Consider the following 25,662-nt stretch of genomic DNA (forward strand, 5'->3'; position numbering starts at 1 on the left):
ATTAAACATGAGCATGAGTGATCCCATCGCTGACTTGCTGACCCGCATCCGCAATGCACAAATGGTCTCCAAGACCACCGTGACGGCTCCTTCCTCCAAGGTCAAGGTTGCCATCGCCCAGGTGCTGAAGGATGAAGGCTATATCGACGGCTTCCAAGTGAAGACCGACGCTGGCAAGTCCGAACTCGAAATTACCCTGAAGTACTACGCCGGCCGTCCGGTGATCGAGCGCATCGAGCGCGTGAGCCGTCCCGGCCTGCGCGTGTACAAGGGCCGTGACGCAATCCCCCAGGTCATGAACGGCATGGGCGTTGCCATCGTCACCACTCCCAAGGGCGTGATGACGGATCGCAAGGCACGCGCCACTGGCGTGGGCGGCGAAGTGCTGTGCTACGTGGCCTAACGGACATTAAGGAGAAATACTGAAATGTCTCGCGTAGCAAAGACTCCCGTGGCCATCCCCGCAGGCGTGGATGTGTCCATCAAAGACGACCAGATCAATGTGAAGGGCACCGGCGGCGCGCTGTCGCAAGCCCAGAACGCTCTGGTGAAGATCTCCAACAACGAAGGCAAGCTGTCTTTCGAGCCCGTCAATGACTCGCGCGAAGCCAACGCCATGAGCGGCACCATGCGTCAGCTGGTGAACAACATGGTGGTGGGCGTGAGCAAGGGCTTCGAGAAGAAGCTGTCGCTGGTTGGCGTGGGTTTCAAGGCTTCGGCCTCGGGCTCCAAGCTGAACCTGGCGATCGGCTTTTCGCACCCGGTGAACTTCGAAATGCCGGCCGGCATCACTGTCACCACCCCCACACCGACCGAAATCTTGGTCAAGGGTGCTGACCGCCAGGCCGTTGGCCAAATGGCTGCTGAGATCCGTGCCGTTCGTCCTCCCGAGCCCTACAAGGGCAAGGGCATCCGTTACTCGGATGAGAAGGTCGTGATCAAAGAGACCAAGAAGAAGTAAGGAGCTGCATTATGTTGACCAAGAAAGAGCAGCGTCTCCGTCGTGCCCGCCAGACCCGCATCCGCATTGCACAGCAAGGCGTGGCACGTCTGAGCGTGAACCGTACGAACCTCCACATCTACGCAAGCGTGGTGTCGGAAGACGGCACCAAGGTGCTGGCTTCGGCCTCCACCGCCGAAGCCGAAGTGCGCACCCAACTGGGCGCCATCGGCAAGGGTGGCAACGTGGCTGCCGCTACGCTGATTGGCAAGCGCATTGCCGAGAAGGCGAAGGCTGCCGGCGTGGAGAAAGTGGCTTTCGATCGCGCTGGTTTCGCATACCACGGCCGCGTGAAGGCTTTGGCAGAAGCCGCTCGTGAAGCCGGCCTGCAGTTCTAAGCGGAGCGGATAGAAATGGCAAAGTTTTCTCCCAAGGTGCAAGACGAAGGTCGTGACGACGGTCTGCGCGAAAAAATGATCGCGGTGAACCGCGTCACCAAGGTTGTGAAGGGCGGTCGTATCCTCGGCTTCGCTGCACTGACCGTGGTTGGCGATGGTGATGGCCGCGTTGGCATGGGCAAGGGCAAGTCGAAAGAAGTGCCTGCAGCCGTGCAAAAGGCGATGGAAGAATCCCGTCGCAACATGATCAAGGTGTCTTTGAAGCACGGCACGATCCATCACACCGTGATGGGTCAGCATGGCGCAGCATCCGTGATGCTGAACCCCGCTCCCAAGGGTACCGGCATCATCGCCGGCGGCCCGATGCGCGCCGTTTTCGAAGTGCTGGGCATCACCGACATCGTGGCCAAGAGCCATGGTTCGTCGAATCCCTACAACATGGTCCGCGCGACTTTTGACGCTCTGAAGCACTCCACGACCCCTTCGGAAGTGGCAGCCAAGCGCGGCAAGTCGGTTGAAGACATCTTCACCGCCTGATCGGAGTCAATCACATGACAACGCAACAAACCGTGAAGGTGCAACTGGTGCGCAGCCCCATTGGCACCAAGGAATCGCACCGCGCCACCGTCCGTGGCCTGGGCCTGCGCAAGCTGAACAGCATCAGCGAACTGCAGGACACGCCTGCCGTGCGCGGCATGATCAACAAGATCAGCTACCTGGTCAAAGTTCTCTGAAAGGATTGATGATGGAACTCAATAGCATCAAGCCTGCAGAGGGCTCCAAGCACGCCAAGCGCCGTGTCGGTCGCGGCATCGGCTCCGGCCTGGGCAAGACTGCCGGCCGTGGTCACAAGGGTCAGAAGTCGCGTTCGGGTGGCTACCACAAGGTGGGCTTCGAAGGCGGTCAAATGCCTCTGCAGCGCCGTCTGCCCAAGCGTGGCTTCAAGTCGCATCTGCTGAAGTTCAATGCAGAAGTGACCCTGTCCGCTCTGGAACAGCTGGGCCTGGCCGAAGTCGATCTGGCAGCTCTGAAGCAAGCCGGTCTGGTTGGTGAAATCGCAAAGGTGGTCAAGATCATCAAGAGCGGTGAAATCAGCAAGGCTGTCAAGCTCAACGGCATCGGCGCTACCGCCGGCGCCAAGGCTGCCATCGAAGCTGCCGGTGGCAGCATCGCCTGATTAATGATCTGAAAGAAGACATCCGTGGCTACTAGCGCAGCTCAAATTGCAAAAACCGGAAAATTCGGCGATCTTCGCCGCCGTCTGGTTTTTCTGTTGCTCGCGCTGGTCGTTTACCGGATCGGGGCTCATATCCCCGTGCCGGGCATCGATCCAGCGCAGCTGCAGCAGCTGTTCAATGGCCAGCAGGGCGGCATTCTCAATCTGTTCAACATGTTCTCGGGTGGGGCGCTCTCGCGCTTCACGGTGTTCGCACTGGGGATCATGCCGTACATCTCGGCATCGATCATCATGCAGCTCATGACCTACGTGGTCCCTACATTCGAGCAGCTGAAAAAGGAAGGTGAATCGGGTCGTCGCAAGATCACCCAGTACACCCGCTACGGCACATTGGGCCTGGCGATTTTTCAGTCCCTGGGAATTGCCGTGGCTCTGGAAAGCTCCGCAGGTCTGGTTCTGAGCCCTGGCTTCGGCTTCCGCCTCACGGCGGTGGTCAGCCTGACGGCCGGCACCATGTTCCTGATGTGGCTCGGTGAACAGATCACGGAACGTGGTCTGGGCAACGGCATCTCGATCCTCATCTTTGGAGGTATCGCCGCAGGTCTGCCGAGCTCCATCGGTGGTCTGCTGGAGCTGGTGCGCACCGGTGCCATGAGCATCCTGGCCGCGATCTTCATCGTTCTCGTGGTGGCAGCCGTGACGTACTTCGTCGTGTTTGTCGAGCGGGGACAACGCAAGATCCTGGTGAACTATGCGCGTCGTCAGGTGGGTAACAAGGTGTATGGTGGCCAGTCTTCGCACTTGCCGCTGAAGCTGAACATGGCGGGGGTCATTCCTCCCATCTTCGCTTCCTCGATCATCTTGCTGCCGGCGACCGTTGTGAACTGGTTCAGTGCAGGGGAATCTATGCGCTGGCTGAAGGACATTGCTAGCACGCTGACCCCCGGTCAGCCGATCTATGTGATGCTCTACGCCACTGCCATCATCTTCTTCTGCTTCTTCTACACGGCCCTGGTGTTCAACAGCCGGGAAACCGCCGACAACCTGAAGAAGAGTGGTGCCTTCATCCCCGGGATCCGTCCCGGTGACCAGACGGCCCGCTACATTGACAAGATCCTGGTTCGCCTGACCCTGGCTGGCGCGGTGTACATCACATTCGTGTGCTTGTTGCCCGAGTTCCTGATCCTGAAGTACAACGTTCCGTTCTACTTCGGTGGCACATCACTGCTGATTATTGTGGTGGTGACCATGGACTTCATGGCCCAGGTGCAGAACTACATGATGTCGCAACAGTACGAATCGCTCCTCAAAAAGGCGAACTTCAAAGCGACACTTGGCAATTGAACTAAGTGATGGGCCTGGTCGGCGGTGCCGGCGGGTCCAGTAAGAGTTAGTAGACGCCCACTCGATCTATCCATCGCGGGCATGTTTCCCGGTCGATAGGCCGTAACGGATGTAGAGTTTTAGGAGAATGAAATGAGAGTTTCGGCTTCGGTCAAAAAAATCTGCCGTAACTGCAAGATCATCCGCCGCAAAGGTGTGGTGCGAGTGATCTGCACGGACCAGCGCCACAAGCAGCGCCAGGGTTGATAGGAAAGTTTGAGGACGAATAATGGCACGTATCGCTGGCATTAACATCCCGCCGCATCAGCACGCTGAAATCGGCCTGACCGCTATCTATGGGATCGGTCGCACCACTGCACGCAAGATCTGCGAAGCCGCTGGCATCGCATATTCCAAGAAAATCAAGGAACTGACTGACGGTGATCTGGAAAAGATCCGTGATCAGCTGACTTCCCTGACTCTGGAAGGTGATCTGCGTCGCGAAACAACGATGAACATCAAGCGTTTGATGGACATCGGTTGCTATCGCGGTTTCCGTCATCGTCGTGGCCTGCCCATGCGTGGTCAACGTACCCGCACGAATGCACGTACCCGCAAGGGTCCGCGCAAGGGTGCCGCGGCTTTGAAGAAATAAAGAGATTGAAAGATCACTATGGCTAAGTCTCCCGCAAACAACGCTGCACAGCGCGTTCGCAAGAAAGTCCGTAAGAACATTTCGGACGGCATTGCCCACGTGCACGCTTCGTTCAACAACACGATCATCACCATCACCGACCGCCAAGGCAACGCTCTGTCGTGGGCCTCGTCGGGTGGCCAGGGCTTCAAGGGTTCGCGCAAGTCGACTCCCTTCGCTGCCCAGGTGGCTTCGGAAGTGGCTGGTCGTGCTGCCATCGAACAGGGCATCAAGAACCTGGACGTCGAAATCAAGGGTCCCGGTCCTGGCCGTGAATCCTCGGTTCGCGCCCTGGGCGCCCTGGGCATCCGCATCACTTCCATCGCGGACGTGACGCCGGTTCCCCACAACGGCTGCCGCCCTCAAAAGCGCCGTCGTATCTAAGCTTTTTCACCAAGCCCACCGCCGCCCAGATGTGTAACATCGCGGGCGGCTCCCGTGCTTGTGCACGGCAGATGACACAAAGGAAATCAAGTGGCACGCTATATCGGCCCCAAGGCCAAACTCTCCCGCCGTGAAGGCACTGACCTGTTCCTGAAGAGCGCACGTCGCTCGATCGCCGACAAGTCCAAGTTCGACACCAAGCCCGGCCAGCACGGCCGCACTTCCGGTCAGCGTACTTCCGACTTCGGCCTGCAGCTGCGTGAAAAGCAGAAGGTCAAGCGCATGTACGGCGTGCTGGAAAAGCAATTCCGCCGCTACTTCGAAGCCGCCGACAAGAAGAAGGGCAACACCGGTGCCAATCTGCTGTCGCTGCTGGAGTCGCGTCTGGACAACGTGGTGTACCGCATGGGCTTCGGCTCGACCCGCTCGGAAGCGCGTCAGCTGGTGTCGCACAAGGCCATCACGGTCAACGGCCAATCCGTCAACATCCCTTCCTACATGGTGAAGGTGGGTGACGTGGTCGCCGTGCGTGAAAAGTCCAAGAAGCAGGCTCGTATCGTCGAAGCCCTGCAACTGGCTGGTCAAGTCGGTTTCCCCGCATGGGTGGAAGTGTCTGCCGACAAGGCTGAAGGCACGTTCAAGAAGTCGCCTGACCGCGACGAGTTCGGTGCAGACATCAACGAATCCCTGATCGTTGAGTTGTACTCGCGTTAATTCCGCGCAGCGACATTTCTGTAAAACCGTCCCCCAGCCGCGAGGCATCGCGCTGGGGTGCTTCACCAGCCTTACCGGTGTAACGAGCCGGGGGTATTGAGAGGAAGTCTGCATGCAAACCAATTTGCTGAAGCCCAAGACGATCAATGTCGAGCAGCTTGGCCACAATCGCGCCAAAGTTGTTCTGGAGCCGTTTGAGCGTGGCTACGGCCATACGCTGGGCAACGCCCTGCGCCGTGTCCTGCTCTCGTCCATGGTGGGTTACGCAGCGACGGAAGTGACGATTGCTGGTGTGTTGCACGAGTACTCGTCCATCGACGGTGTCCAGGAAGATGTGGTCAACATCCTGCTGAACCTCAAGGGTGTGGTGTTCAAGCTGCACAACCGCGATGAGGTCACGCTCTCGCTGCGCAAGGATGGCGAAGGCGTCGTGACGGCGCGCGACATCCAGACGCCCCACGACGTGGAAATCATCAACCCTGATCATGTCATCGCCAACCTGTCGCAAGGCGGCAAGCTGGACATGCAGATCAAGGTGGAGAAGGGCCGCGGCTATGTGCCCGGCAACGTGCGCCGCTATGGCGACGAGTCCACGAAGTCGATCGGCCGCATTGTGCTGGACGCTTCGTTCTCGCCCGTCAAGCGCGTGAGCTACGCCGTCGAATCGGCCCGCGTTGAACAACGCACCGACCTCGACAAGCTGGTGGTGGAGATCGAAACCAATGGTGCGATCACTGCCGAGGACGCCGTGCGCGCATCCGCCAAGATCCTGGTGGAACAGCTCGCCGTGTTCGCTCAGCTGGACGGCGGCGATATCGCCAGCGTCTTCGATGCTCCGGCCGGTGGCCGTGGTGCCGCAACCGCCTTTGATCCCATCTTGCTGCGTCCCGTGGACGAGCTGGAACTCACCGTGCGTTCGGCCAACTGCCTCAAGGCAGAGAACATCTACTACATCGGCGACCTGATCCAGCGTACCGAAAACGAGCTGCTCAAGACGCCCAACCTGGGTCGCAAGTCGCTCAACGAGATCAAGGAAGTCCTGGCTTCCCGCGGTCTGACGCTGGGCATGAAGCTCGAGAACTGGCCGCCTGCTGGCCTGGAAAAGCGCTAAGCACTATAATTGCAGGCTCTCCTTTTTGGAGAGCCTCAGTGCCTCGGGCAGTACCTGATACGGCTGCTCGAATTAATCAACAACTTGCGCAAATTCGGTTGAGGCAAGCTGCAGATCCGGTAACGGGTCCAGGCTTGCATCCTTGTTTGCGCAAGCCCTAATTACATATTTTAGGAATAAAGCACCATGCGTCACGGTCACGGCCTCCGCAAACTCAATCGCACCTCTTCGCACCGCCTGGCGATGCTGAAGAACATGATGAATTCGCTCATCGAGCACGAAGCCATCAAGACCACCGTTCCCAAGGCCAAGGAACTGCGCCGCGTGATCGAGCCCATGATCACCCTGGCCAAGGTCGACACCGTTGCCAACCGCCGCCTGGCATTCGACCGCCTGCGCGACCGCGACAGCGTGACCAAGCTCTTCAACGAGCTGGGCCCCCGCTTCGCAAAGCGTCCTGGTGGCTACACCCGTATCCTGAAGATGGGCTTCCGCGTGGGCGACAACGCCCCCATGGCCTTCGTGGAACTGGTCGAGCGCGCTGAAGAAGGCGCCGCCGAAGCCAAGGCAGCTGAATAATCTGCTATAATTTTGGAATACCGCGCGATGGAGCAGTCTGGTAGCTCGTTGGGCTCATAACCCAAAGGTCGGAGGTTCAAATCCTTCTCGCGCAACCAAATTGAAAAGGGCTACGACAACTGTCGTAGCCCTTTTTTCATGCCCTCGCGCCAGGGCAAAGGCCAGGTGGACAGCCCGGCATCAGCCGCCCAGCTGGTTGCCGATGCGCTGGCCCAGCCGCAGGCGCACGCGGTGGGCGATTTCCTGGGCGACCTCGGGGCTGAGCACTTCGCTGATGTGCAGCAGCTCGGTGTAGTGCATGTACAGAAGGCCGCGCAGGGTCTTGAATGCGGCCTCGTGCTCGGCGCCGCAGACGCTGGCGTCATTGGCCAGCACGCGCTCCACCACACCGGCCTGCAGCAGCGGGATCTTGCAGATGACGGCGTGGCGGGCGATCTCCAGGTCGATCTCCTGGAGCCGGCATTCCCATTCCTCGGGCAAGAATCGGTTGGCTGGCATGTCGGCTTTTCTCCTTTTTTCACTGCATGGGTACACCGGGGCGAAAGGCACCCGGTCTGGGGATGCTGTCATGTGAGCGGGGCTCGGTGGCCTGGGTCGCCAGGTTTACTGGCCCGGCCTTGATGCCTGTCAAACTTCGGTGGCGCAGGCGCCCGCTGGAAGCCGGGTTCATGCTGCACTGCATCATGATGTCAGTCATGCGGCGCGGCCGCCAGTGCCCGTGCAGGCTGGTGGGCTTTTGCTCCCGGCAGGCCATGCTCTCTCGGCGCCGCTCCGGCAACGCAAAGGATCCACATGCTCGAGAAGATCGCCTCGCTGTTCCACTATTTCAAGGCGGCCGTGCCGTTCCGGCTGGTGCCGGCACTGATTGCCACCGCCGTGCTGTTCGGCCTGCTGCTGATGCCCGTGCCCGAGGGGCTGACGCCCAAGGGCTGGCAGCTGGTCGCCATTTTCCTGACCACCATCGTGGCCATCATCCTCAAGGTCATGCCCATCGGCGTGATGGCCTTGATGGCCATCGTCATCGTCTCGCTGTCCCAGGTCACCTCCGGCTCGTCCAAGGGTGCCATCACCGATGCGCTGAGCAGCTTTTCCAGCCCGCTGATCTGGCTGATCGTGGTGGCCATCCTGATCTCGCGCGGCCTCAAGAAGACGGGGCTGGGCAGCCGCATCGGCCTGATGTTCATCGCCCTGCTGGGCAAGCGCACCATCGGCATCGGCTACGGCCTGGCGATCTGTGAGCTGGTGCTGGCACCGTTCACCCCCAGCAACACGGCGCGCGGCGGCGGCATCGTGCACCCGATCATGAAGTCCATCGCCAATGCCTTCGATTCGGACCCGGCCAAGGGCACGCAGGGCAAGGTGGGCACCTACCTGGCCCTGGTCAACTACCACGCCAATCCCATCACCTCGGCCATGTTCCTGACCGCCACCGCGCCCAACCCGCTGGTGGTGGATTTCGTGGCCAAGGCCACGGGCCAGGCCCTGCACCTGAGCTGGACCACCTGGGCGCTGTACATGCTGCTGCCGGGCCTGCTGTGCCTGCTGCTGATGCCGCTGGTGATCTACCTGCTGTCGCCGCCCGAGCTCAAGGCCACGCCCAATGCCGTGGAGTACGCGCGCAGCGAGATGGCGCGCATGGGGCCGCTGTCGGGCAAGGAGCGCGTGATGCTGGGCACCTTCGGCCTGATGCTGCTGCTGTGGGCCAACGTGCCGCAGATGCTGTTCGGCCCGGCCTTCGTGCTGGACCCCACCGTGGTCGCCTTCCTGGGCCTGTTCGTGCTGATCATCACGGGCACCATCGACTGGGATGACGTGCTGTCCGAGAAAAGCGCATGGGATACCCTGGTCTGGTTCGGCGCCCTGGTCATGCTGGCCGAGCAGCTCAACAAGCTCGGCGTGGTGTCCTGGTTTGCCGTGGGCATGAAGAACGCCATCGTCGCCAGCGGCCTGGACTGGCTGCCGGTGGCGGCCATCCTGGTGGGCGTGTTCGTGTTCTCGCACTACCTGTTCGCCAGCACCACGGCCCACATCAGCGCGATGATGCTGGCCTTCCTGACCGTGGGCGCGCAGCTGATTCCGGCCGACTATGTCGTGCCCTTCATGCTGATGATGACGGCCGGCTCGGCCATCATGATGACGCTGACCCACTACGCCACCGGCACCTCGCCCATCATCTTCGGCAGCGGCTACGTCACGCTGGGCAACTGGTGGCGTGTGGGTGCGGCCATGTGCGTGATCGAGCTGCTGATCTTTGCCGTGGTCGGCAGTGTCTGGTGGAAGCTGCTGGGCCTGTGGTGAGGGCGGGCGCCCTCAAGCCGTGGTCCGTGGCTCGCCCAGCGACAGCATGAGCCGGTTGGCCCAGTTGAAGAAGGCCGTGCCGTGCAGCACATCGGAGATGGCGGCATCGTCCAGGCCTGCGGTGCGCAGCGCATCGATGTGGGCGGGCTCCAGCGCAGGCGGCGTCTGGGTCAGCGCCACGGCCGCCGTGACGATGGCGTTCCAGCGCGGCCCCAGGTCCGTTCCCGGGCCTTCGTCGAGCAGGCGCTGCACGTCGCCGCCCCGGCGCGAGAAGTGCGTGGCAAAGCGCGCATGGACCGAGGCGCAGTAGATGCAGCCGTTGGCGCGCGAGGTGGCCGCAGCGGCCAGCTCGCGCTCGGCACGCGGCAGGCCGGCGTCGGGGTTGTAGAAGATGTCCTTGTCGGTGCGCGTGCGCGCGCCCAGCGTGTCGGGGTCGCGCGCCAGCAGGCGGAAGTAGGGCGACTGCGCGCGTGAGGCATCGACCAGGCCTGCATGGTGGCGTTCGGTCAGCTCGCTTTCGTCCAGCGGCTCAATCCATGGCAGCCAGTCGAGCTGTTCCTGGGTGAAGACCTGGGGAGCGGCGGAGTTCGTTGAGGTCATGGCTGGGCTTGCAGGGTGTTGGGTTGATGGGCTGCCTGGGGCGCGGGGCGTGCAGCCAGCACGCGCAACCCCGCCACCACGCGGATCTGAAAGGACAGGAAGGACGCCAGCTGGGACAGGATGACGATGTCCGTCTCGCTCCAGCCCGCCTGTTGCAGCGCCTGCAGGGCCCCGGCGCTGGCGTCGCGCGGGTGGTAGGCCAGCAGGTGGGCATGGGCCAGCGCCGCGGCCAGGCGCGGGCCCAGCAGTGCGGCGTGGGCCGGGTCCACGGCATAGGCGGGGCCGGGCTGGTCCTCGCGGCTCAGCGGGCCTGCCGGGTAGCTGCCGTAGGGGCCGTGCGGGCCGCTGCCGGCCTGCAGGCTCTGGGCGCGGCCACGCACCACTTCGGACGCCACCACGGCGGCCAGTTCCGCATCCTCGGTGGCCAGCGCGCGTGTATAGAAGACGGCGCTGCGCGGCTCGCCATGCAGCCCGGCCGTGAAGGCGGCCAGGGCCAGCCGCTCGCGCAGCGAGACCGTGCCGGGCACGGGCTCGGCGGGCGTGAACAGGGCGGCAAAGCTTTGCTGGGCCTGCGTGCGTGCCTCGGTGCGGTGGCGGCGCACGCGGTCCAGGGCGCTGCCGGGGGTGATGTCGGCGAGGTGGTCGATCACGTCGCCGGGAAAGCGGGGCGTTGCGGTGGTGTTCATGGTCATGCGGCTTGCAGCAGTCCGGCCCGGACTGCGGGGAGGGAAGAGGGCGCTGGGGTGGACGTGGATGTGGACTCATCGGCACGGCGCCAGCCCAGGGCCGGTGCCACATGGGCGGCCGTCAGCTCGATGGAGCGCAGGATGGCGGCGTGCGACGGATCGATGGAGTGCACCTGGAAGACGATGTCGCTCACGCGCGCCAGCGCCGTGTCGGCGCGCAGCGAGGCGATGACCTCGTCGGGCGTGCCCACATGCACGTCGTAGGCGGCGATGAGATCGGCCAGCGGCGCCTGCGGATCAACGCGGGCCGCCCATTGCGAGGGCTGGGCGGCATGGCGCAGGGCCACGCGGCGCAGGCCGGCCTCGGCCCAGCGCAGCGCATCGTCTCGGCGGTCGGCCACGAACAGCGTGCGCGAGCCCAGGATGCGCGGCGCCCGCCCTGCGGGCAGGTGGGCGAGGTAGGCGTCGATGATGGGGTTCTGGATCTCGGACAGCGTGGCCTGCGGCGCGCCTTCGGGCCGTGGCTGGGTGCGCGACAGCATCAGGCCATCGCCGTTGGCCCCGGCCCGCGCACCGCCCTCGGCCGAGAACGTGGCCTGCCAGACGCGCTCCAGCAGCTGCGGCGCGGCCGGGTACAGGCGCACGCCGCCGGCCAGCGCACGCCCGGCCCAGGCGTCCTGCAGCACGCCGAAGTTGCGTGCGAAGACGGCGCCGCGCTCTGCGCCCTGCACGCCAAAGGCCTCGAAGGATTCGGCCGTGCCGCCCGTGCCCAGGCCCACCTCCAGGCGGCCGCCGGTCAGCAGGTCCAGCACGGCCGCGTCCTCGGCCACGCGCAGCGCGTTTTCCAGCGGCAGCGTGATCACGCCCGTGCCGATGCGGATGCGCCGCGTGCGCGCCGCCACATGGGCCAGAAAGACGAAGGGCGAGGGCAGGCCGCCCTCGCTTTCATGGAAATGGTGCTGGGCTACCCAGGCCGAGTCGAAGCCCTGGGCCTCGGCATGGGCGATCTGCTCGGCCACCAGACGGTAGCGTTCGCCGGCCGGCACATCGTCGAGCAGGCGGCTGAAGAAGCCCAGGCGCGGGCCGTTGCGGGGGGTGGCGCCAGCGTGTGTGTCAGGCGGTATGAGGGACAAAATCAATGCTCCTTTTGCCGGGAATGGCGTCCATGAGTTCGCGCGTGTAGTCGCTGGTCGGGCGCTGGAACACTTCCTCCACGCTGCCCGCGTCCACCACCCGGCCCGCGCGCAGCACCGACACCGTGTCGGCGATCTGGCGCACCACGGCAAGGTCGTGCGAGATGAAGAGATAGGTCAGCCCCAGGTCCTGCTGCAGCTGGGCGAGCAGGGCCAGGATCTGCGCCTGCACCGTCACGTCCAGGGCCGATACGGCCTCGTCCAGCACCAGCACCTGCGGCTGCAGCACCAGGGCGCGCGCAATCGCCACGCGCTGGCGCTGGCCGCCCGACAGCGCATGCGGGCGCCGCTGCAGCACGGCGGCAGGCAGGCCCACGCGCTCCAGCATGTCGTGCACGCGCTGGCGGCGCTCATCGGCCGGCAGCGGGTCGAAGTTCAGCAGGGGCTCCTCGATGATGTCGAACACGCTCTGGCGCGGGTCCAGAGAACTGAACGGGTTCTGGTAGACCAGCTGCACGCGGCGGCGCAGCTGGCGCAGGGCCTCGCCGCGCAGGCCCGTGACCTCGGTGCCTTCGATGCGGATGCGGCCCGCCGTGGGCCGGCCCAGGCCCACGATGGCGCGGATGGTGGTGGTCTTGCCCGAGCCCGACTCGCCCACGATGGCATGCGTGCTGCCCCGGCGCACGCGCAGCGACACGCCGTCCACGGCACGGAAGATGCCGCGCCCGTGGGCCGAGGCATGGCCGGGCGCCGCGAACTCGTGCACCAGGTCCTCGACCTCGATGGCCCAGTCATCGGCCGTGGCGGGCCTGGGCGTGCGGCGCGGTGCGGGCGCCAGGGAAGGCGCATCGGCCAGCAGCCGCCGCGTATAGGCGCTTTGCGGATTGCGCAGCAGCTCCAGCGTGGGGCCCTGCTCCTGGATGCGGCCGCCCTGCATGACGACCAGGCGGTGTGAACGGTCGGCCGCCACGCCCAGGTCATGCGTGACCAGCAGCACGGCCGTGCCGGTCTCGCGGCGCAGCGCGTCGATCAGGTCCAGGATGCGCCGCTGCACGGTCACGTCCAGCGCGCTGGTGGGCTCGTCGGCAATGATGAGGGCGGGCCGCAGCGCGATGGCGATGGCGATCAGCACGCGCTGGCGCATGCCGCCCGACAGCTCGTGCGGATACTGGCGTGCGCGCAGCGCGGGCTGGGACAGCCCCACGCGGTCCAGCAGCTCCAGCACGCGCGCCTCCACGGCCGTGCGGTCGCGCAGGCCGTGGATGCGCAGGATCTCGCCCACCTGGTCGCCTACCGTGCGCACGGGGTTCAGCGACATGGTGGGGTCCTGCGGCACCAGGCTGACCACGCGGCCGCGGATGGCGTTCCAGCGTGCGGCCGGCCAGCCCGAGACCTCGGTGCCCTGCAGGCGGATGCTGCCGTGCTCGCGGTGGCCGTTGTCGGCCAAAAGGCCGATCACGGCCTGGGCCGTGGTGGTCTTGCCCGAGCCCGATTCGCCGACCAGGGCCACCACCTCGCCCGGCGCCACGGAAAACGACACGCCGTGCACCACGCGCTGCGCCTGGCCTGCGGCATCGCGGTAGGCCACGGCCAGGTCCTGCACTTCGAGCACGGGGGCGGTCGTTGCCACCGCTGGTGCGGCGTGGATGCGCTCCTCGATGGCGGCGCTCATGCAGGCCTCCGTGCGAAGGCCGTGGCGATGCGGTTGGCCGCCAGCACCACGGCCACCACGATCAGGCCCGGCGCCGTGGTCAGCCACCAGGCGGTGGCGATGTAGTTGCGGCCTTCGGCGATCAGCAGCCCCCATTCGGGCGTGGGCGGCGGCGCGCCGTAGCCCAGAAAACCCAGCGTGGAAATCGCAAGGATCGCCGAGCCGAACTGCAGCGCCGCCATGGCGATGACCGAGGTCAGCGAATTGGGCAGCACATGGCGCCACAGCACGGCGGCAAAGCGCCCGCCGCTGCCAAAGGCGGCCTCCACGTAGTCGGAGCGGCGCACACGCACCACCTCCGAGCGCACCAGGCGCGCGAAGCTGGCCACCGAGACCACGCCCACGGCAATGGCCGCGTTGATGGTGCCAAAGCCCAGCACGATGATGATGGTCAGCGACAGCAGCAGCGAAGGCACGGCCAGCAGCACATCGACCAGGCGCATCAGCGCATCTTCCGTGCGCCCGCCCGTGGCCCCGGCCAGCAGGCCGATCAGCGTGCCCACGGCCAGGCCCACGCCCACGGCCACGAAGGCGCCCGACAGCGAATGCACGGCGCCATGCACCACGCGCGCCCACAGGTCGCGCCCCAGCGCGTCCGTGCCCAGCCAGTGCGCGGCGCCGGGCGCCAGCAGCTGCTGGCCGGCCTGGCCCGCGATCGGGTTCTGGTGGGCGAACCAGCCGGGCGCCAGCGCCCACAGCGCGGCCACGGCAATCACCAGCCAGGCCAGGGCCAGCGTGGGCGGCAGGCGTTTCAGGGATTGCAGGCGGGCCGGCAAGGCGAAGCTGCGGCGCGGGGCGGCTGGCGCAGGGGCCAGGGACGACGCTGGCAGCGCCGTGGGAATGGGAGTTGGAGTGGCGGGCGCGGCCTGGGCATCCAGGGCCGGGGAAAGAGCGCTTGAGACGGCAGTGTTCATGGCCGGTTCTCCACGGAATGGCGCAGGCGCGGATCAAGCAGCGGGTACAGCAGGTCCACGGCGAGGTTGATGAGTACGAAGGCGGCGGCCGAGACGACCACCACGGCCTGGAGCACGGCCGTGTCCTGGTTGCCCACGGCCTGCTGGGTCAGCGTGCCCAGGCCGTTGAGGCCGAACACGGCCTCCGTCACCACGGCGCCGGCCAGCAGCTCGCCGAACAGCACGCCGGCAATGGTCAGCGTGGGCAGCAGGGCATTGCGTGCCACATGGCGCAGCAGCACCCAGCGGCGCGAGGCGCCCTTGGCCCGCGCCACGGCCACGAAGGGCTGGGCCAGCACGGCGTCGATATTGCGCAGCAGCACCTGGGCCAGCGGCGCCGAGATCGGCACGGCCAGGGTCAGCGTGGGCAGCACCAGTCCTTCCCAGGGGCCGGGATTGATCACGGCGATCCAGCCCAGGCGGAACGACACCACCTGGATCAGCATGATCCCCAGCCAGAACACGGGCACCGAGACAAAGACCGAAGGCAGCGAATACAGCGCGTTGCGCAGCCAGGCAAAGGGCGCCAGGCTGGCAGCCGCCGCCAGCGCCACGGCCAGCAGCGCGGCTGCGGCAAAGCCCAGGGCCGCGAGCTTGAGCGTGGGCGGCAGGCTAGTGGCCAGGCCCTGGCTCACCGGCACGCCGGCCTGCAGCGAATAGCCGAAATGGCCCGTGAGGAACTGGCCCAGCGTGTGCAGGTACTGCTGCCACACGGGCTGGTCCGAGCCGTAGGCGGCGCGGATGTCGGCAATCTCCTGCGGGCCCAGGCCCAGCTCGGGGTTCAGGAACTTGATCAGCACGGCATCGCCCGGCAGCAGCTGCAGCAGGATGAACGAGACCGTGAAGGCCGCCCACAGCACCAGGGCGGCCTGGGCGATGCGGCTGAGCAGATAGCGGCGCGGCATGGGAGTGGTTCCTCAGTGAGCGATCCGGTCAGCGCCTGGCCAGCCAGGTGCTGTAGAAGCTGGGCCGGCCCACGGCCTCGAAGCCCACGTCGCGCACCCAGCCTGCGCCCGCAAAGGCCTGGGGTTCCTCGAAGATGGGGATCACATAGGCCTGGTCGATCAGGTAGTTCTGCACCTCGCCGGCCAGCGCCAGGCGCCTGGCGGCATCGGTCTCGGCCGCGATGGCGTCGAACAGGCCGTTGAGCCTGGTGTCCTCGAAGGACTTGACCTTCTGGCTCACGCCGCCCTTTTGCAGCAGCACGTTGCGGTTGGTCGGGTAGTAGTTGCTCTTGATCACGTCGGGATCGGCGCGGCCCACCATGCCGGGCAGCACGCCGGTCTTGTCGGGGTCCAGCGTGTCCACGGCGCGGCTGCCCGCGTCGCCCGACAGCACGTTGAGCTTGACGCCGATGCGCGCCCACTGCTGGGCCACGAGCTGCAGCGTCTCCTTGTTCTGCGGCTGGGGCAGGGACTCGTAGGTGGACAGCACGAAATCGCGGCCGTCCTTCTGGCGCAGGCCGTTGGCGCCCAGCGTCCAGCCGGCCTCGTCCAGCAGCTGTTTCGCCTTGGCCTCGTCATAGGCCAGCTTGGCCGACAGGTCCACGAAGCCGGCCGCCGTGGAGGCAATCACCGAGCGCGCCTGCGGATAGCGCGGCGAGAACAGCGTCTCCACGATCTCCTTGGCATTGGTGCCATGCAGCAGGGCCTGGCGCACCTTGAGATCGGCCACCAGGGCGTTGTCCGGGCGGATGGCCACGCTGTTGTTCACGCCGCGCGTGGGCGGGGCGTAGATGCTGAACTTCTGGTCCTCGACGCGCTTTTCGTCATAGGCCTGGATCTGGCGGATCAGCCCGGCCTGGCCGGCCAGCAGCGCGCCGATGCGCACGCTGTCCTCGGGCGTGACGATGAACTTCACCTCGTCCAGCCGAGCGCGGCCCTGATGGGCCAGCTTGGCGGGACCCCAGGCATAGTCCTTGCGCACCTTGAGCACCAGCTCCTTGCCCAGCGTCTCGCTGGCCACCACGAAGGGGCCGGAGCCGATGATGCGCGTGGCGTCGCCCAGCTCCTCGAAGGGGCGGTCCAGCGTGGCCGGCGAGACCAGGCCCGAGCCGATCACCGAAGTGCCCTGCAGAAAGCCCGGCGAAGGCTTTCTGAAGAAGAACTTCACCGTCAGCGGGTCGACCACCTCGCTGCGTTCGTAGTTGTTGATCACCTCGGACACGGGCTGCTTGAGCGCCTTGTTGCCCAGGCCATAGGTGTCGAAGTTGCGCGCCACGGCCGCCGCGTCCAGCGGCGTGCCGTCGGAGAAGGTGACGCCGGGCCGCAGCTTGAAGCTGTACTCGGTGGCGTCGGCATTCACGGTCCAGGACTCGGCGATCCAGGGCTGGATCTCCAGCGTCTTCGGGTCCTGGTAGGTCAGCTTGTCGGTGATCTGGTTGAGCACGCCGCCGTTGGGATAGAAGCCCCCGGCCGGCGGATAGAGGTTGGTATGGGCCTGCTGCTCCAGGTAGACCAGGGTGCCGCCTTCCACGGGGCCGGCAGCCGCGCCCGCCTGGGCCGTATCGGCCTGCCTGGAGCAAGCCGCCAGCAGCAGGCTGCTGCCCGCCAATACCGCTATCGCGGCCTTCCATGCCACCTGACCCGCCTTCGATTGGGAAAACACGTTTGTACCTCGCCGCCGCTGGGGCGCTGAAAAACAAGACTGCCGGCCACAGGACCGGCTCCATGTTTTTCATGCTATCGATGCCAAATATTTGCGCTCATATATCGAGTTGCATCGTTATTTGGAAAACGACTAAGGGATGAGGGCTCCCGCATATCTGCCCAGTGCATAAGCGCAGACGGATTCGTTTGTTTGCCGCGCATGCGGCGGTCCCAACAATGGGCTGGTACTTCCTTCACCGAAAGCCCGTCCATGAGCCATCTCAACGAATACCTCGCCGAAAAGCGTGCCGCCGTGCTCGCCCGCAGCGCCGCCGTCGCGGCCGGCACGGCCCAGCCCGCCCACCTCAAGGCCCATGTGCGCGCCGAGGGCCGCAGCGGCGTGCGCCGCCTGCGCATCCGCGAGCACCAGGTCATCAGCGACAGCCCGCCCGACTTCGCGGGCTACAACCTCGGCCCCAGCTCGCCCGAGCTGCAGCTGGGCGTGCTGGGCACCTGCGTGACCCACATCTTTCTGATCCAGGCGGCCGAGCGCCAAGTGCCCGTGGAGAGCCTGGAGGTCGAGGTCACGGGCATCATCGATCCGCGCGGCGGCAAGCCCGGCCACGAGGCCACGCCCATCTGGCCGCATGAGATCGGCTACACCGTGCACATCGACTCGCCCGCCAGCCGCGCCGAGATCGATGCGCTGTTCGAGGCCGTGGAGCGCACCTGCCCCATCCTCAACCTGCTGCGCAATCCGCAGAACATCCGCGCCGAAGTGCGCCACACCGACTCCAGCGCCGCCGCGCGCCTGGCAGCCTGAACACCGTGCGGAAAGCACCCCTGCCATGACCCTGCCACTCGACCACATCGTCATCGCGGTCCAGGACCTGGAACGCACCATTGCCGACTACACCGCGCTGGGCTTCAACGTGCTGCGCGGCGGCGAGCATCCGGGCCGCTCCACGCACAACGCCCTGGTGGTGTTTGCCGACGGCGCCTATTTCGAACTCATCGCCTGGCGCGCACCCGCGCCCGAGGAACGCTGGTGGCTGCAGCTGCAGCGCCATGGCGAGGGCATTGTCGATTTCGCGCTGCTGCCGTCGGAGACCGGCGCCGTGGTTGCCGCCGCCCAGGCGCGCGGCCTGGACTACGAGGCGCCCTACGAAGGCGGCCGCCTGCGCCCCGACGGCGCGCAGCTGCGCTGGCGCAATGCACGCGCCCGCAGCCAGGACCTGCCCTTTCTCTGCGGCGACCTCACGCCGCGCGCCCTGCGTGTGCCCGAGGGCGATGCACGCGTGCACCCCAACGGCGCCACCGGCGTGGCCCGGCTGTACGTGGCCGTGCATGACCTGCGCGCCAGCCTGGCACGCTGGCGCGCGCTGCTGGGCGAGGGCGCAGACATTGGCGAGGCCCGGCTGTCGGACGAAGGCAGCGCCTACCGCGCATCGCTGAGGCTGGGCGCCACTGCGCTGGTGCTGGCTGCGCCCGCCCAGGGCGTTGCCACGGGCGCGCTGGGCCACCGTCTGGCCACGCGCGGTGAAGGCCCTTATGCCATCGAGCTGGAGGTGCGCCAGCCCGCGTCTGCACTGGCGCTGGACGAGGCCGCCACGCATGGCGCGCGCATCGTGCTGGCCCAGGTTTCCCCGGCCAGGGAAACCGCCGCCGCCTAGGCGAAATGCGCGGGCGCTAGAATGGCGCCCCGCTGACACCCATGCCCACCCCGGTGGGCGTTTTCGTTGCAGCCGCGGCCTTCCTTGAGGGGCGCCGTGGCGCGGCGCTGCTTGCCATGACGACTGCTTCCACTCCTGCCACGCTGGGCATAGATTTCGGTACCTCCAACTCCGCCATGGCCTGGCGCGCCCCCGGCCAGACCGCACGCCTGCTGCCGCTGGAGGGCGATGCCTGCGGCATGCCCACGGCGCTGTTCTTCCATACGGACGAGCACAGCACCCATTTCGGGCGCGACGCCATGGCCCAGTACCTGGACGGCGAGCCGGGCCGGCTCATGCGCTCCCTCAAAAGCCTGCTGGGCAGTGCGCTGCTGCAGGAAAAGACGGCGGTGCACGACCAGTTCGTGAGCTACCAGGACATCATCGGCCTGTTCCTGCGCCGCGTGGCCGACCGGGCGCGTGCCTCGCTGGACGGCCGCCTGCCCGAGCGCGTGGTGCTGGGCCGGCCCGTGCATTTCGTGGACGACCATCCCGAGCGCGACCGCCAGGCGCAGCAGGCCCTGGCCGATGCCGCGCGCGCCGCAGGCCTGGGCGAAGTGGATTTCCAGATGGAGCCCATTGCCGCCGCGCTGGACTACGAGCAGCGCCTCACGCAGGAATCCGTGGTGCTGGTGGTGGACATCGGCGGCGGTACCTCCGACTTCACCGTCGTGCGCCTGGGTCCCGAGCAGGCCGGCCGCAGCGACCGCCGCGACGACATCCTGGCCACCAGCGGCGTGCACATCGGCGGCACGGACTTCGACCACCGGCTCAACCTGGCCCAGCTCATGCCGCTGCTGGGCTACCGGCACATCGGCCCCAGCGGCCGCGAAGTGCCCAGCCGCGTGTTCTTCGACCTCTCGACCTGGCACCTGATCCAGTGGCTGTACTCGCCCAAGGCCCTGGCCGAGGCACGCAACCTGCGCACCGACTACAGCGACCAGCGCCTGCACAAGCGCCTGATGGAAGTGCTGGAACTGCGCGAAGGCCACCGCCTGGCCGCCGTGGTGGAGCAGGCCAAGATCGAGGCCTCCACGCGCCATGCCGAAGCGGCCATCGAGCTGGGCTGGCTGGAATCGGGCCTGTCCGCCGCCATCTCGCCCGAGGTGCTGCACGAGCAGCTGCAAGGCCCGCTGCAACAGGTCGTGGCCTGCGCCCAGGACTGCCTGCGCCTGGCCGGCGTGGCGCCCCAGGCGCTGGACGCCATCTACCTCACGGGCGGCTCATCGGCCCTGCGCACGCTGCGCGATGCGCTGCGCGAGGCCTTCCCGGGCGTGCCGCAGGTCGAAGGCGACCTGTTCGGTGGCGTGGCCACCGGCCTCGCGTATGCATAAGTCCCCCTGAGCGGCTGCGCCGCTTCCCCCTCTCGCTACGCGGGGGGGACGACACCCTCGCGGCGGGGCGGCCCTTGCTCGGTGTCCCTGAGGGTGAAGGCCACTGTGGTGCTGCCGCCTTGGGCTTAATCCTCTATCGGGTCCTCCTCGGCGGCCTGCTTGATCGCCAGCGCGGCGTCATAGAGGCGGTTGCGCGGTGCGCCCGTGATCTCGGCGGCCAGGCGCACGGCGGTCTTGGTGGGCAGCTCGGCCAGCAGCAGGCGCAGCACGCGCAGGGCGTCGGCGTCGGCCTCATCGCCACCCAGGGCCACCGGGTGCAGCACCACGGCGAATTCGCCCTTGCTGCGCTGGGGCACGGCCTGCAGCCAGGCCGGCAGCGCGCTGGCGGGCATGGTGGCAATGTCCTCGAACTGCTTGGTGATCTCGCGTGCCAGCGTCACCGGGCGCTCGCCCAGCGTGGCCAGCGCGGCGGCCAGGTCGGCAATGCGGTGGGGCGCCTCCAGCAGCACGGTGCAGCGCGGCTGCAGGGCCAGTTGCTGCACGGCGGCCAGGCGCTCGGCCGACTTGGTGGGCAGAAAGCCTGCGAAGACGAAACCTCCCTCGCCCTGCGAAGGCGTGACCGCGCCGGCCACGCTGATGGCCGCCGTGATGCTGCTGGCGCCGGGCAGCGGAATGCAGCGCAGGCCCGCGGCCTGCACGGCTGCGCACAGGCGTGCGCCGGGGTCGCTGACGCCGGGCGTGCCCGCATCGCTGACATAGGCGATGCGCTGGCCCTGCTGCAGCCGCGCCACGATCTGCTGGGCCGCCTCGGCCTCGTTGTGCTGGTGCACGGCCAGCAGCTGGCTGCCGGGCCGGTCCAGCCCATAGGAGCGCAGCAGGCCCTGCGTGTGGCGCGTGTCCTCGCAGGCCACGCAGTCCACCAGCTGCAGCACATGCAGGGCGCGCAGGCTGATGTCGGCCAGGTTGCCGATGGGAGTGGCCACCACGTAGAGGGCGCCCTGCGGATAATGCTGGGATGCCGCAGCATCCTTGGCTGCGCCCAGCGCGGTGGCGAAAGAGGTAGTCAATGGGTTTCCTTGCGAAAAAGCCGGCAGGCGCGGGGCCGTCTGCCCTCACGACCCGGCATCGGGGCCAGCAGGCCGAGGATGCGGCGCTGGCCCATCTGCAGGCGGCCGGCCTGCGTCTGGTCGAGCGCAATTATCGGACGCCGGGCCGCGGCGGCGGCGAGATCGACCTCATCGTGCAGGCGCGCAACGGCACCGTGGTCTTCGTCGAGGTGCGCAGCCGTGGCACGCGCGCCTTCGGCGGTGCCGGCGCCAGCATCGGTGCCACCAAGCAGCGGCGCATCGTATTTGCGGCGCGCCACTACCTGATGCGCTGGTCCGCGCCGCCGCCATGCCGCTTCGACGTGGTGCTGGTCGAGCCCGGCGCCTGGCCCTCCGTGCAGTGGCTGCAGGCCGCCTTTGACGCCGAAGGCGCCTGATCCGTTACCGCTGCAGCACAAATAACGCCTGGCTACGAAAGACTTCAAGGGCGGCAGTTATCATCGGGCCTCCATGCTTGAGCAACGTATCCAACAGCATTTCATCGACAGCGCCGACCTGAAATACCAGGCCGCCCAGGCGCTGAGCCAGCCCATTGCGGCGGCGGTGCAGGCCATGCTGGCCTGCGTGACCAGTGGCGGCAAGGTTCTGGCCTGCGGCGCAGGCGCCTCTGCCAGCGATGCCCAACTCTTCGCCGCCCTGTGCGTGGCCGGCTTCGAACGCGACCGGCCCGAGCTGGCTGCCGTGGCCCTGGTCTCCGACGGCGGCCTGCTGGGCACCGTGGGCGCCACGGGCTCGGGCGGCAACGCCACCCAGTACCTGGCGCGCCAGATACGCGCCCTGGGCCAGCCCGGCGACCTGCTGCTGGTGCTGTCCGCCACGGGCAACGACGTGGCCGTGCTGGAGGCGCTGGATGCCGCCCATGAGCGCGACATGATGGCCGTGGTGCTGACCGGCCGCACGGGCGGCTCCCTGGCCGGCCGCGTGCGCGAGACCGATGTTCTGATCTGCGTGCCGCACGACCGTGCGGCGCGCGTGCGCGAAACCCATACGCTGGTGCTGCACTGCCTGTGCGACGGCGTGGATGCCCAGTTACTTGGTGAACAGGAGATGCCTCTATGAAGTTCCGTTGGTCCCGCGCCGCCTGCGCCGTGCTCGCCGTCGCGTCCCTGGGCGCCGCCCTGTCGGGCTGCGTCGCCCTGGTGGGCGGCAGCGCCGTGATGGCCGGCATGTCGGTGGCGGACCGCCGCACCACCGGCACCCAGGTGGAAGACCAGGGCATCGAGTTGCGCGCCAACAACCGCATCGCCGAAGTGCTGGGCGACAAGGCCCATGTCAACGTCACCAGCTACAACCGCCAGGTGCTGCTGACCGGCGAGGCCGGCAATGAGGCCGACCGCCAGACCATCGAGAAGCTCGTGCGCGAGCAGCCCACGGTGCGCAATGTCTTCAACGAAGTGGTGGTGGCTCCCTTCACCTCCACGCTGAGCCAGCGCTCCAAGGACACGCTGATCACCACCCAGGTCAAGGCCAGCCTGCTGGACGCCAAGGACATCCAGGCCTCGGCCTTCAAGGTCGTGACCGAGAACAAGGTCGTCTTCCTGATGGGCATCGTCACCCCGCGCGAAGCCAAGCGCGGCGCCGAGATTGCACGCGGCATCAACGACGTGACCAAGGTCGTGCGCGTGGTGGAAGTCATCTCCGAGGACGAACTGGCCCGCATGCAGCCCCAGTCCGCCCCCGTGGTCACCGACGACTCCGGCAAGGCCGCCGCAGCCAGCGCTCCCACCAGCCTCTCGGAAAGCAGCCTGTCCACCCCCGCAGGCGCCACCGCCACCCCGGTGAAGTGATCACCGCCGCCTGAAAGCAAAAGCCGGAACATGTTCCGGCTTTTTGTTTTGGGCATAGGAAGATCTCGTTCCTCAGGGCATAGCACTTGAATCTGGCAGGGCCTAAAGCCAGGGACACCAAGCAAGGGCCGCCCCGCAGCGATGGTGTCGTCCCCCTCCCTTGCGAAGCAAGTAGAGAGGGGGAAGCGGCGTAAGCCGCTCAGGGGGTGAGCCTCTTGATCAGGCTGGAGGTATCCCAGCGCCTGCCGCCCATCTGCTGCACATCGGCATAGAACTGGTCCACCAGGGCCGTGACGGGCAAACGGGCACCATTGCGCTGGGCTTCGGCCAGCACCAGGCCCAGGTCCTTGCGCATCCAGTCCACGGCAAAGCCGAAGTCGAACTTGCCTTCGGCCATGGTGCGGCCACGGTTGTCCATCTGCCAGCTCTGGGCGGCACCCTTGCCGATGACATCGAGCACGCTGGGAATGTCCAGGCCCGCGCGCTGGCCGAAGGCGATGGCCTCGGACAGGCCCTGGACCAGGCCCGCGATGCAGATCTGGTTGACCATCTTGGTGAGCTGGCCGGCGCCGCTGTCGCCCATCAGCGTGCAGGCGCGCGAGAAGGCCATGGCCACGGGCTGCATGGTGGCGAAGGCGGCCTCGTCGCCGCCGCACATCACGGTGAGCTGGCCGTTCTGGGCGCCGGCCTGGCCGCCCGAGACGGGTGCGTCGATGAACTGCAGGCCCAGCTCCAGCCCGGCCGCATGCAGCTCGCGCGCGACTTCGGCCGATGCCGTCGTGTGGTCGGCGAAGATGGCGCCGCGGCGCATGCCCGCGAAGGCACCATCCGGCCCCAGCACGACCGAGCGCAGGTCATCGTCATTGCCCACGCAGCTGAACACGATGTCGGCGCCGGCCACGGCCTCGCGCGGCGTGGCCGCATGGCCGCCGTTGAACTCCTCGCACCAGGCGCGGGCCTTGGCCGGCGTGCGGTTGTAGACCGTGACGCGGTGGCCCGCCGTGGCCAGGTGGCCGGCCATGGGGTAGCCCATGACGCCCAGCCCGAGGAAGGCCACGGAAAGAGGGGCGGTGTCCGCATAGCTGCGGGCGGCGATGGAGGAGTCGGACATGGAAGCAATCCTGAGAGGTGGTGGGAGGCGGGTGGCGCAGGGCCGCGTCCGGCGCGGCCCTGGAAGGAGCCGGCATGCCGGCTCAGCGCACTGAAGGCGCGGTCAGGGCGTGCATGGCACGCCCCTCAGACGATGGCGAAATGCTCGGTGCCCGCCGCCAGGTCCAGCGACTTGGCGCGCTGGCTGCCCAGCTTGATCTGCAGCCGCAGGTCGTTGACCGAGTCGGCATTGCGCAGTGCATCCTCGTAGGTGACCAGGTTGGACTCGAACAGGTCGAACAGCGCCTGGTCGAAGGTCTGCATGCCCAGGTTGCGGCTTTTCTTCATGATCTCCTTGATCTCGGTGACCTCGCCCTTGAAGATCAGGTCGGAGATCAGCGGCGAGTTGAGCATCACCTCGATGGCGGCCACGCGGCCCTTGCTGTCCTGCTTGGGCAGCAGGCGCTGGGAGACCATGGCGCGCAGGTTCAGCGACAGGTCCATCAACAGCTGCGGGCGGCGGTCCTCGGGGAAGAAGTTGACGATGCGGTCCAGCGCCTGGTTGGCGCTGTTGGCGTGCAGCGTGGCCAGGCACAGGTGGCCGGTTTCCGAGAAGGCGATGGCGTGCTCCATGGTCTCGCGGTCGCGGATTTCGCCCATCAGGATCACGTCCGGCGCCTGGCGCAGGGAGTTCTTGAGCGCCGCGTCCCAGCTGTCCGTGTCCAGGCCCACTTCGCGCTGCGTGACCACGCAGTTCTTGTGCGGGTGCACGAATTCGATGGGGTCCTCGATGGTCACGATGTGGCCGTAGGAGCTCTCGTTGCGCCAGTCCACCATGGCGGCCAGCGTGGTGGATTTGCCCGAGCCCGTGGCGCCGACCAGGATGCACAGGCCGCGCTTGGTCATGGCCACCTCCTTGAGCACCTGGGGCACGCCCAGGCTGTCGATGGTGGGCAGGGCCAGCGGAATCGTCCGCATCACCATGCCTACGCGGCCCTGCTGGATGAAGGCGTTGACGCGAAAGCGCCCTATGCCCGGCGGCGAGATGGCGAAGTTGCACTCCTTGGTGCGCTCGAAATCGGCGATCTGCTTGTCGCTCATGACCGAGCGCGCCAGCGTCAGCGTGTGCACGGGCGACAGCGGCTGCGGCGACACCTTGGTGATGCGCCCGTCGATCTTGATCGCCGGCGGGAATTCCGCCGTGATGAACAAGTCGCTGCCGTTGCGGCTGACCATGAGCTTGAGCAGGTCGTTGATGAACTTGGTGGCCTGATCTCTTTCCATTGCCGTATTCCCCCGGGCATTGCGCGCCGTTGTGGCGCACAGGTTGTTTTGTTATTTGCAG

31 protein-coding genes and 1 tRNA gene are annotated in these 25,662 nt (G+C 66.6%); 21 read left to right on the forward strand and 11 right to left on the reverse strand.

The annotated features are described in order from the left end of the window. Nucleotides 1-7 precede the first annotated feature (7 nt). From rpsH to DACI_RS05320, 14 genes are all read left to right on the forward strand, one after another. On the forward strand, nucleotides 8-403 hold the full coding sequence (gene rpsH, locus DACI_RS05260) for a 30S ribosomal protein S8 (RefSeq protein ID WP_012202968.1): 396 nt from the start codon (nucleotides 8-10) through the stop codon (nucleotides 401-403). A gap of 24 nt (nucleotides 404-427) precedes the next feature. Continuing rightward, nucleotides 428-961: a 50S ribosomal protein L6 gene (gene rplF, locus DACI_RS05265; protein WP_012202969.1), complete on the forward strand. Its 534-nt coding sequence runs from the start codon at nucleotides 428-430 to the stop codon at nucleotides 959-961. An 11-nt stretch (nucleotides 962-972) separates the two neighbouring features. Then, nucleotides 973-1,338 carry a 50S ribosomal protein L18 gene (gene rplR, locus DACI_RS05270; protein WP_012202970.1) on the forward strand — a complete coding sequence of 122 codons (366 nt, stop codon included), beginning with the start codon at nucleotides 973-975 and terminating at the stop codon, nucleotides 1,336-1,338. A 15-nt stretch (nucleotides 1,339-1,353) separates the two neighbouring features. Beyond that, a complete protein-coding gene (gene rpsE / locus DACI_RS05275; RefSeq protein WP_012202971.1) occupies nucleotides 1,354-1,875 on the forward strand; it encodes a 30S ribosomal protein S5 in 522 nt (173 codons plus the stop codon). 14 nt (nucleotides 1,876-1,889) lie between these two features. After that, nucleotides 1,890-2,072: a 50S ribosomal protein L30 gene (gene rpmD, locus DACI_RS05280; RefSeq protein WP_012202972.1), complete on the forward strand. Its 183-nt coding sequence runs from the start codon at nucleotides 1,890-1,892 to the stop codon at nucleotides 2,070-2,072. 11 nt (nucleotides 2,073-2,083) lie between these two features. Beyond that, on the forward strand, nucleotides 2,084-2,515 hold the full coding sequence (gene rplO, locus DACI_RS05285) for a 50S ribosomal protein L15 (RefSeq protein ID WP_012202973.1): 432 nt from the start codon (nucleotides 2,084-2,086) through the stop codon (nucleotides 2,513-2,515). Between the two features lie 24 nt (nucleotides 2,516-2,539). Continuing rightward, entirely contained in the window at nucleotides 2,540-3,859 is a 1,320-nt protein-coding gene (gene secY, locus DACI_RS05290) for a preprotein translocase subunit SecY (protein WP_012202974.1), read from the forward strand. 132 nt (nucleotides 3,860-3,991) lie between these two features. Further along, on the forward strand, nucleotides 3,992-4,105 hold the full coding sequence (gene rpmJ, locus DACI_RS30960) for a 50S ribosomal protein L36 (RefSeq protein WP_003050535.1): 114 nt from the start codon (nucleotides 3,992-3,994) through the stop codon (nucleotides 4,103-4,105). A gap of 22 nt (nucleotides 4,106-4,127) precedes the next feature. Further along, a complete protein-coding gene (rpsM, locus tag DACI_RS05295; protein ID WP_012202975.1) occupies nucleotides 4,128-4,493 on the forward strand; it encodes a 30S ribosomal protein S13 in 366 nt (121 codons plus the stop codon). Nucleotides 4,494-4,511: 18 nt separating this feature from the next. Beyond that, complete coding sequence (rpsK, locus tag DACI_RS05300) at nucleotides 4,512-4,916, forward strand: 30S ribosomal protein S11 (RefSeq protein ID WP_012202976.1); 405 nt, start codon at nucleotides 4,512-4,514, stop codon at nucleotides 4,914-4,916. A gap of 90 nt (nucleotides 4,917-5,006) precedes the next feature. Then, on the forward strand, nucleotides 5,007-5,630 hold the full coding sequence (gene rpsD / locus DACI_RS05305; protein ID WP_012202977.1) for a 30S ribosomal protein S4: 624 nt from the start codon (nucleotides 5,007-5,009) through the stop codon (nucleotides 5,628-5,630). 112 nt (nucleotides 5,631-5,742) lie between these two features. Beyond that, nucleotides 5,743-6,741, forward strand: coding sequence for a DNA-directed RNA polymerase subunit alpha (locus DACI_RS05310; protein WP_012202978.1), 999 nt, complete (start codon nucleotides 5,743-5,745; stop codon nucleotides 6,739-6,741). A 186-nt stretch (nucleotides 6,742-6,927) separates the two neighbouring features. After that, nucleotides 6,928-7,320 (forward strand): 50S ribosomal protein L17, encoded by a 393-nt coding sequence (gene rplQ / locus DACI_RS05315; protein WP_012202979.1) that lies wholly within the window; start codon nucleotides 6,928-6,930, stop codon nucleotides 7,318-7,320. A 21-nt stretch (nucleotides 7,321-7,341) separates the two neighbouring features. Then, nucleotides 7,342-7,418, forward strand: a tRNA-Met gene (locus DACI_RS05320). Between the two features lie 82 nt (nucleotides 7,419-7,500). Here the strand turns inward: DACI_RS05320 and DACI_RS05325 are convergent. After that, nucleotides 7,501-7,818, reverse strand: a complete 318-nt coding sequence (locus DACI_RS05325; RefSeq protein ID WP_012202980.1) for a hypothetical protein — start codon at nucleotides 7,816-7,818, stop codon at nucleotides 7,501-7,503. Nucleotides 7,819-8,112: 294 nt separating this feature from the next. Here DACI_RS05325 and DACI_RS05330 point away from each other — a divergent pair, with 294 nt between their 5' ends. Continuing rightward, on the forward strand, nucleotides 8,113-9,618 hold the full coding sequence (locus tag DACI_RS05330) for a DASS family sodium-coupled anion symporter (protein WP_012202981.1): 1,506 nt from the start codon (nucleotides 8,113-8,115) through the stop codon (nucleotides 9,616-9,618). Nucleotides 9,619-9,630: 12 nt separating this feature from the next. Here DACI_RS05330 and DACI_RS05335 read toward each other — a convergent pair whose 3' ends face one another. The 7 genes from DACI_RS05335 to DACI_RS05365 are packed head-to-tail and all read right to left on the reverse strand — an operon-like array spanning nucleotide 9,631 to nucleotide 17,308. Beyond that, on the reverse strand, nucleotides 9,631-10,218 hold the full coding sequence (locus DACI_RS05335) for an alkylhydroperoxidase domain protein (protein WP_012202982.1): 588 nt from the start codon (nucleotides 10,216-10,218) through the stop codon (nucleotides 9,631-9,633). Next, nucleotides 10,215-10,910, reverse strand: a complete 696-nt coding sequence (locus tag DACI_RS05340; RefSeq protein ID WP_012202983.1) for a CMD domain protein — start codon at nucleotides 10,908-10,910, stop codon at nucleotides 10,215-10,217. The genes DACI_RS05335 and DACI_RS05340 overlap by 4 nt, the downstream gene beginning before the upstream one ends. Continuing rightward, entirely contained in the window at nucleotides 10,907-12,037 is a 1,131-nt protein-coding gene (locus DACI_RS05345) for a putative FMN-dependent luciferase-like monooxygenase (protein ID WP_012202984.1), read from the reverse strand. Before DACI_RS05345 ends, DACI_RS05340 begins: the two co-directional genes overlap by 4 nt. Then, nucleotides 12,018-13,709 carry a dipeptide ABC transporter ATP-binding protein gene (locus tag DACI_RS05350; RefSeq protein ID WP_012202985.1) on the reverse strand — a complete coding sequence of 564 codons (1,692 nt, stop codon included), beginning with the start codon at nucleotides 13,707-13,709 and terminating at the stop codon, nucleotides 12,018-12,020. Before DACI_RS05350 ends, DACI_RS05345 begins: the two co-directional genes overlap by 20 nt. Continuing rightward, a complete protein-coding gene (locus DACI_RS05355; protein WP_012202986.1) occupies nucleotides 13,706-14,662 on the reverse strand; it encodes an ABC transporter permease in 957 nt (318 codons plus the stop codon). Before DACI_RS05355 ends, DACI_RS05350 begins: the two co-directional genes overlap by 4 nt. Continuing rightward, entirely contained in the window at nucleotides 14,659-15,606 is a 948-nt protein-coding gene (locus DACI_RS05360) for an ABC transporter permease (protein WP_012202987.1), read from the reverse strand. Before DACI_RS05360 ends, DACI_RS05355 begins: the two co-directional genes overlap by 4 nt. Nucleotides 15,607-15,634: 28 nt before the next feature. Beyond that, nucleotides 15,635-17,308, reverse strand: coding sequence for a TIGR04028 family ABC transporter substrate-binding protein (locus DACI_RS05365; protein ID WP_012202988.1), 1,674 nt, complete (start codon nucleotides 17,306-17,308; stop codon nucleotides 15,635-15,637). 252 nt (nucleotides 17,309-17,560) lie between these two features. Here DACI_RS05365 and DACI_RS05370 point away from each other — a divergent pair, with 252 nt between their 5' ends. The 3 genes from DACI_RS05370 (at nucleotide 17,561) to DACI_RS05380 (ending at nucleotide 20,335) form a co-directional block, all read left to right on the forward strand. Further along, the gene (locus DACI_RS05370) at nucleotides 17,561-18,112 is read left to right on the forward strand and encodes an OsmC family protein (protein WP_013804436.1); all 552 of its coding nucleotides are present in this window, start codon (nucleotides 17,561-17,563) and stop codon (nucleotides 18,110-18,112) included. 25 nt (nucleotides 18,113-18,137) lie between these two features. Further along, on the forward strand, nucleotides 18,138-18,962 hold the full coding sequence (locus DACI_RS05375; protein WP_012202990.1) for a VOC family protein: 825 nt from the start codon (nucleotides 18,138-18,140) through the stop codon (nucleotides 18,960-18,962). A gap of 116 nt (nucleotides 18,963-19,078) precedes the next feature. Continuing rightward, complete coding sequence (locus DACI_RS05380) at nucleotides 19,079-20,335, forward strand: Hsp70 family protein (protein WP_043783186.1); 1,257 nt, start codon at nucleotides 19,079-19,081, stop codon at nucleotides 20,333-20,335. Nucleotides 20,336-20,460: 125 nt separating this feature from the next. Here DACI_RS05380 and rsmI read toward each other — a convergent pair whose 3' ends face one another. Then, the gene (rsmI, locus tag DACI_RS05385) at nucleotides 20,461-21,402 is read right to left on the reverse strand and encodes a 16S rRNA (cytidine(1402)-2'-O)-methyltransferase (protein ID WP_012202992.1); all 942 of its coding nucleotides are present in this window, start codon (nucleotides 21,400-21,402) and stop codon (nucleotides 20,461-20,463) included. Between rsmI and DACI_RS05390 the strand changes: the two genes are divergently transcribed. From DACI_RS05390 to DACI_RS05400, 3 genes are all read left to right on the forward strand, one after another. Then, the gene (locus DACI_RS05390) at nucleotides 21,402-21,818 is read left to right on the forward strand and encodes a YraN family protein (RefSeq protein WP_012202993.1); all 417 of its coding nucleotides are present in this window, start codon (nucleotides 21,402-21,404) and stop codon (nucleotides 21,816-21,818) included. The genes rsmI and DACI_RS05390 overlap by 1 nt on opposite strands. Before the next feature lie 73 nt (nucleotides 21,819-21,891). Continuing rightward, a complete protein-coding gene (locus tag DACI_RS05395) occupies nucleotides 21,892-22,500 on the forward strand; it encodes an SIS domain-containing protein (protein ID WP_012202994.1) in 609 nt (202 codons plus the stop codon). After that, a complete protein-coding gene (locus tag DACI_RS05400; protein WP_012202995.1) occupies nucleotides 22,497-23,228 on the forward strand; it encodes a BON domain-containing protein in 732 nt (243 codons plus the stop codon). The genes DACI_RS05395 and DACI_RS05400 overlap by 4 nt, the downstream gene beginning before the upstream one ends. A 199-nt stretch (nucleotides 23,229-23,427) precedes the next feature. Here the strand turns inward: DACI_RS05400 and DACI_RS05405 are convergent, their stop codons facing one another. Further along, complete coding sequence (locus DACI_RS05405) at nucleotides 23,428-24,339, reverse strand: NAD(P)-dependent oxidoreductase (protein ID WP_012202996.1); 912 nt, start codon at nucleotides 24,337-24,339, stop codon at nucleotides 23,428-23,430. A 125-nt stretch (nucleotides 24,340-24,464) separates the two neighbouring features. Then, entirely contained in the window at nucleotides 24,465-25,601 is a 1,137-nt protein-coding gene (locus DACI_RS05410; RefSeq protein ID WP_012202997.1) for a PilT/PilU family type 4a pilus ATPase, read from the reverse strand. Nucleotides 25,602-25,662: the final 61 nt, after the last annotated feature.

The organism is Delftia acidovorans SPH-1, assembly GCF_000018665.1.
GTDB classification, from domain to species: Bacteria; Pseudomonadota; Gammaproteobacteria; order Burkholderiales; family Burkholderiaceae_C; genus Comamonas; species Comamonas acidovorans.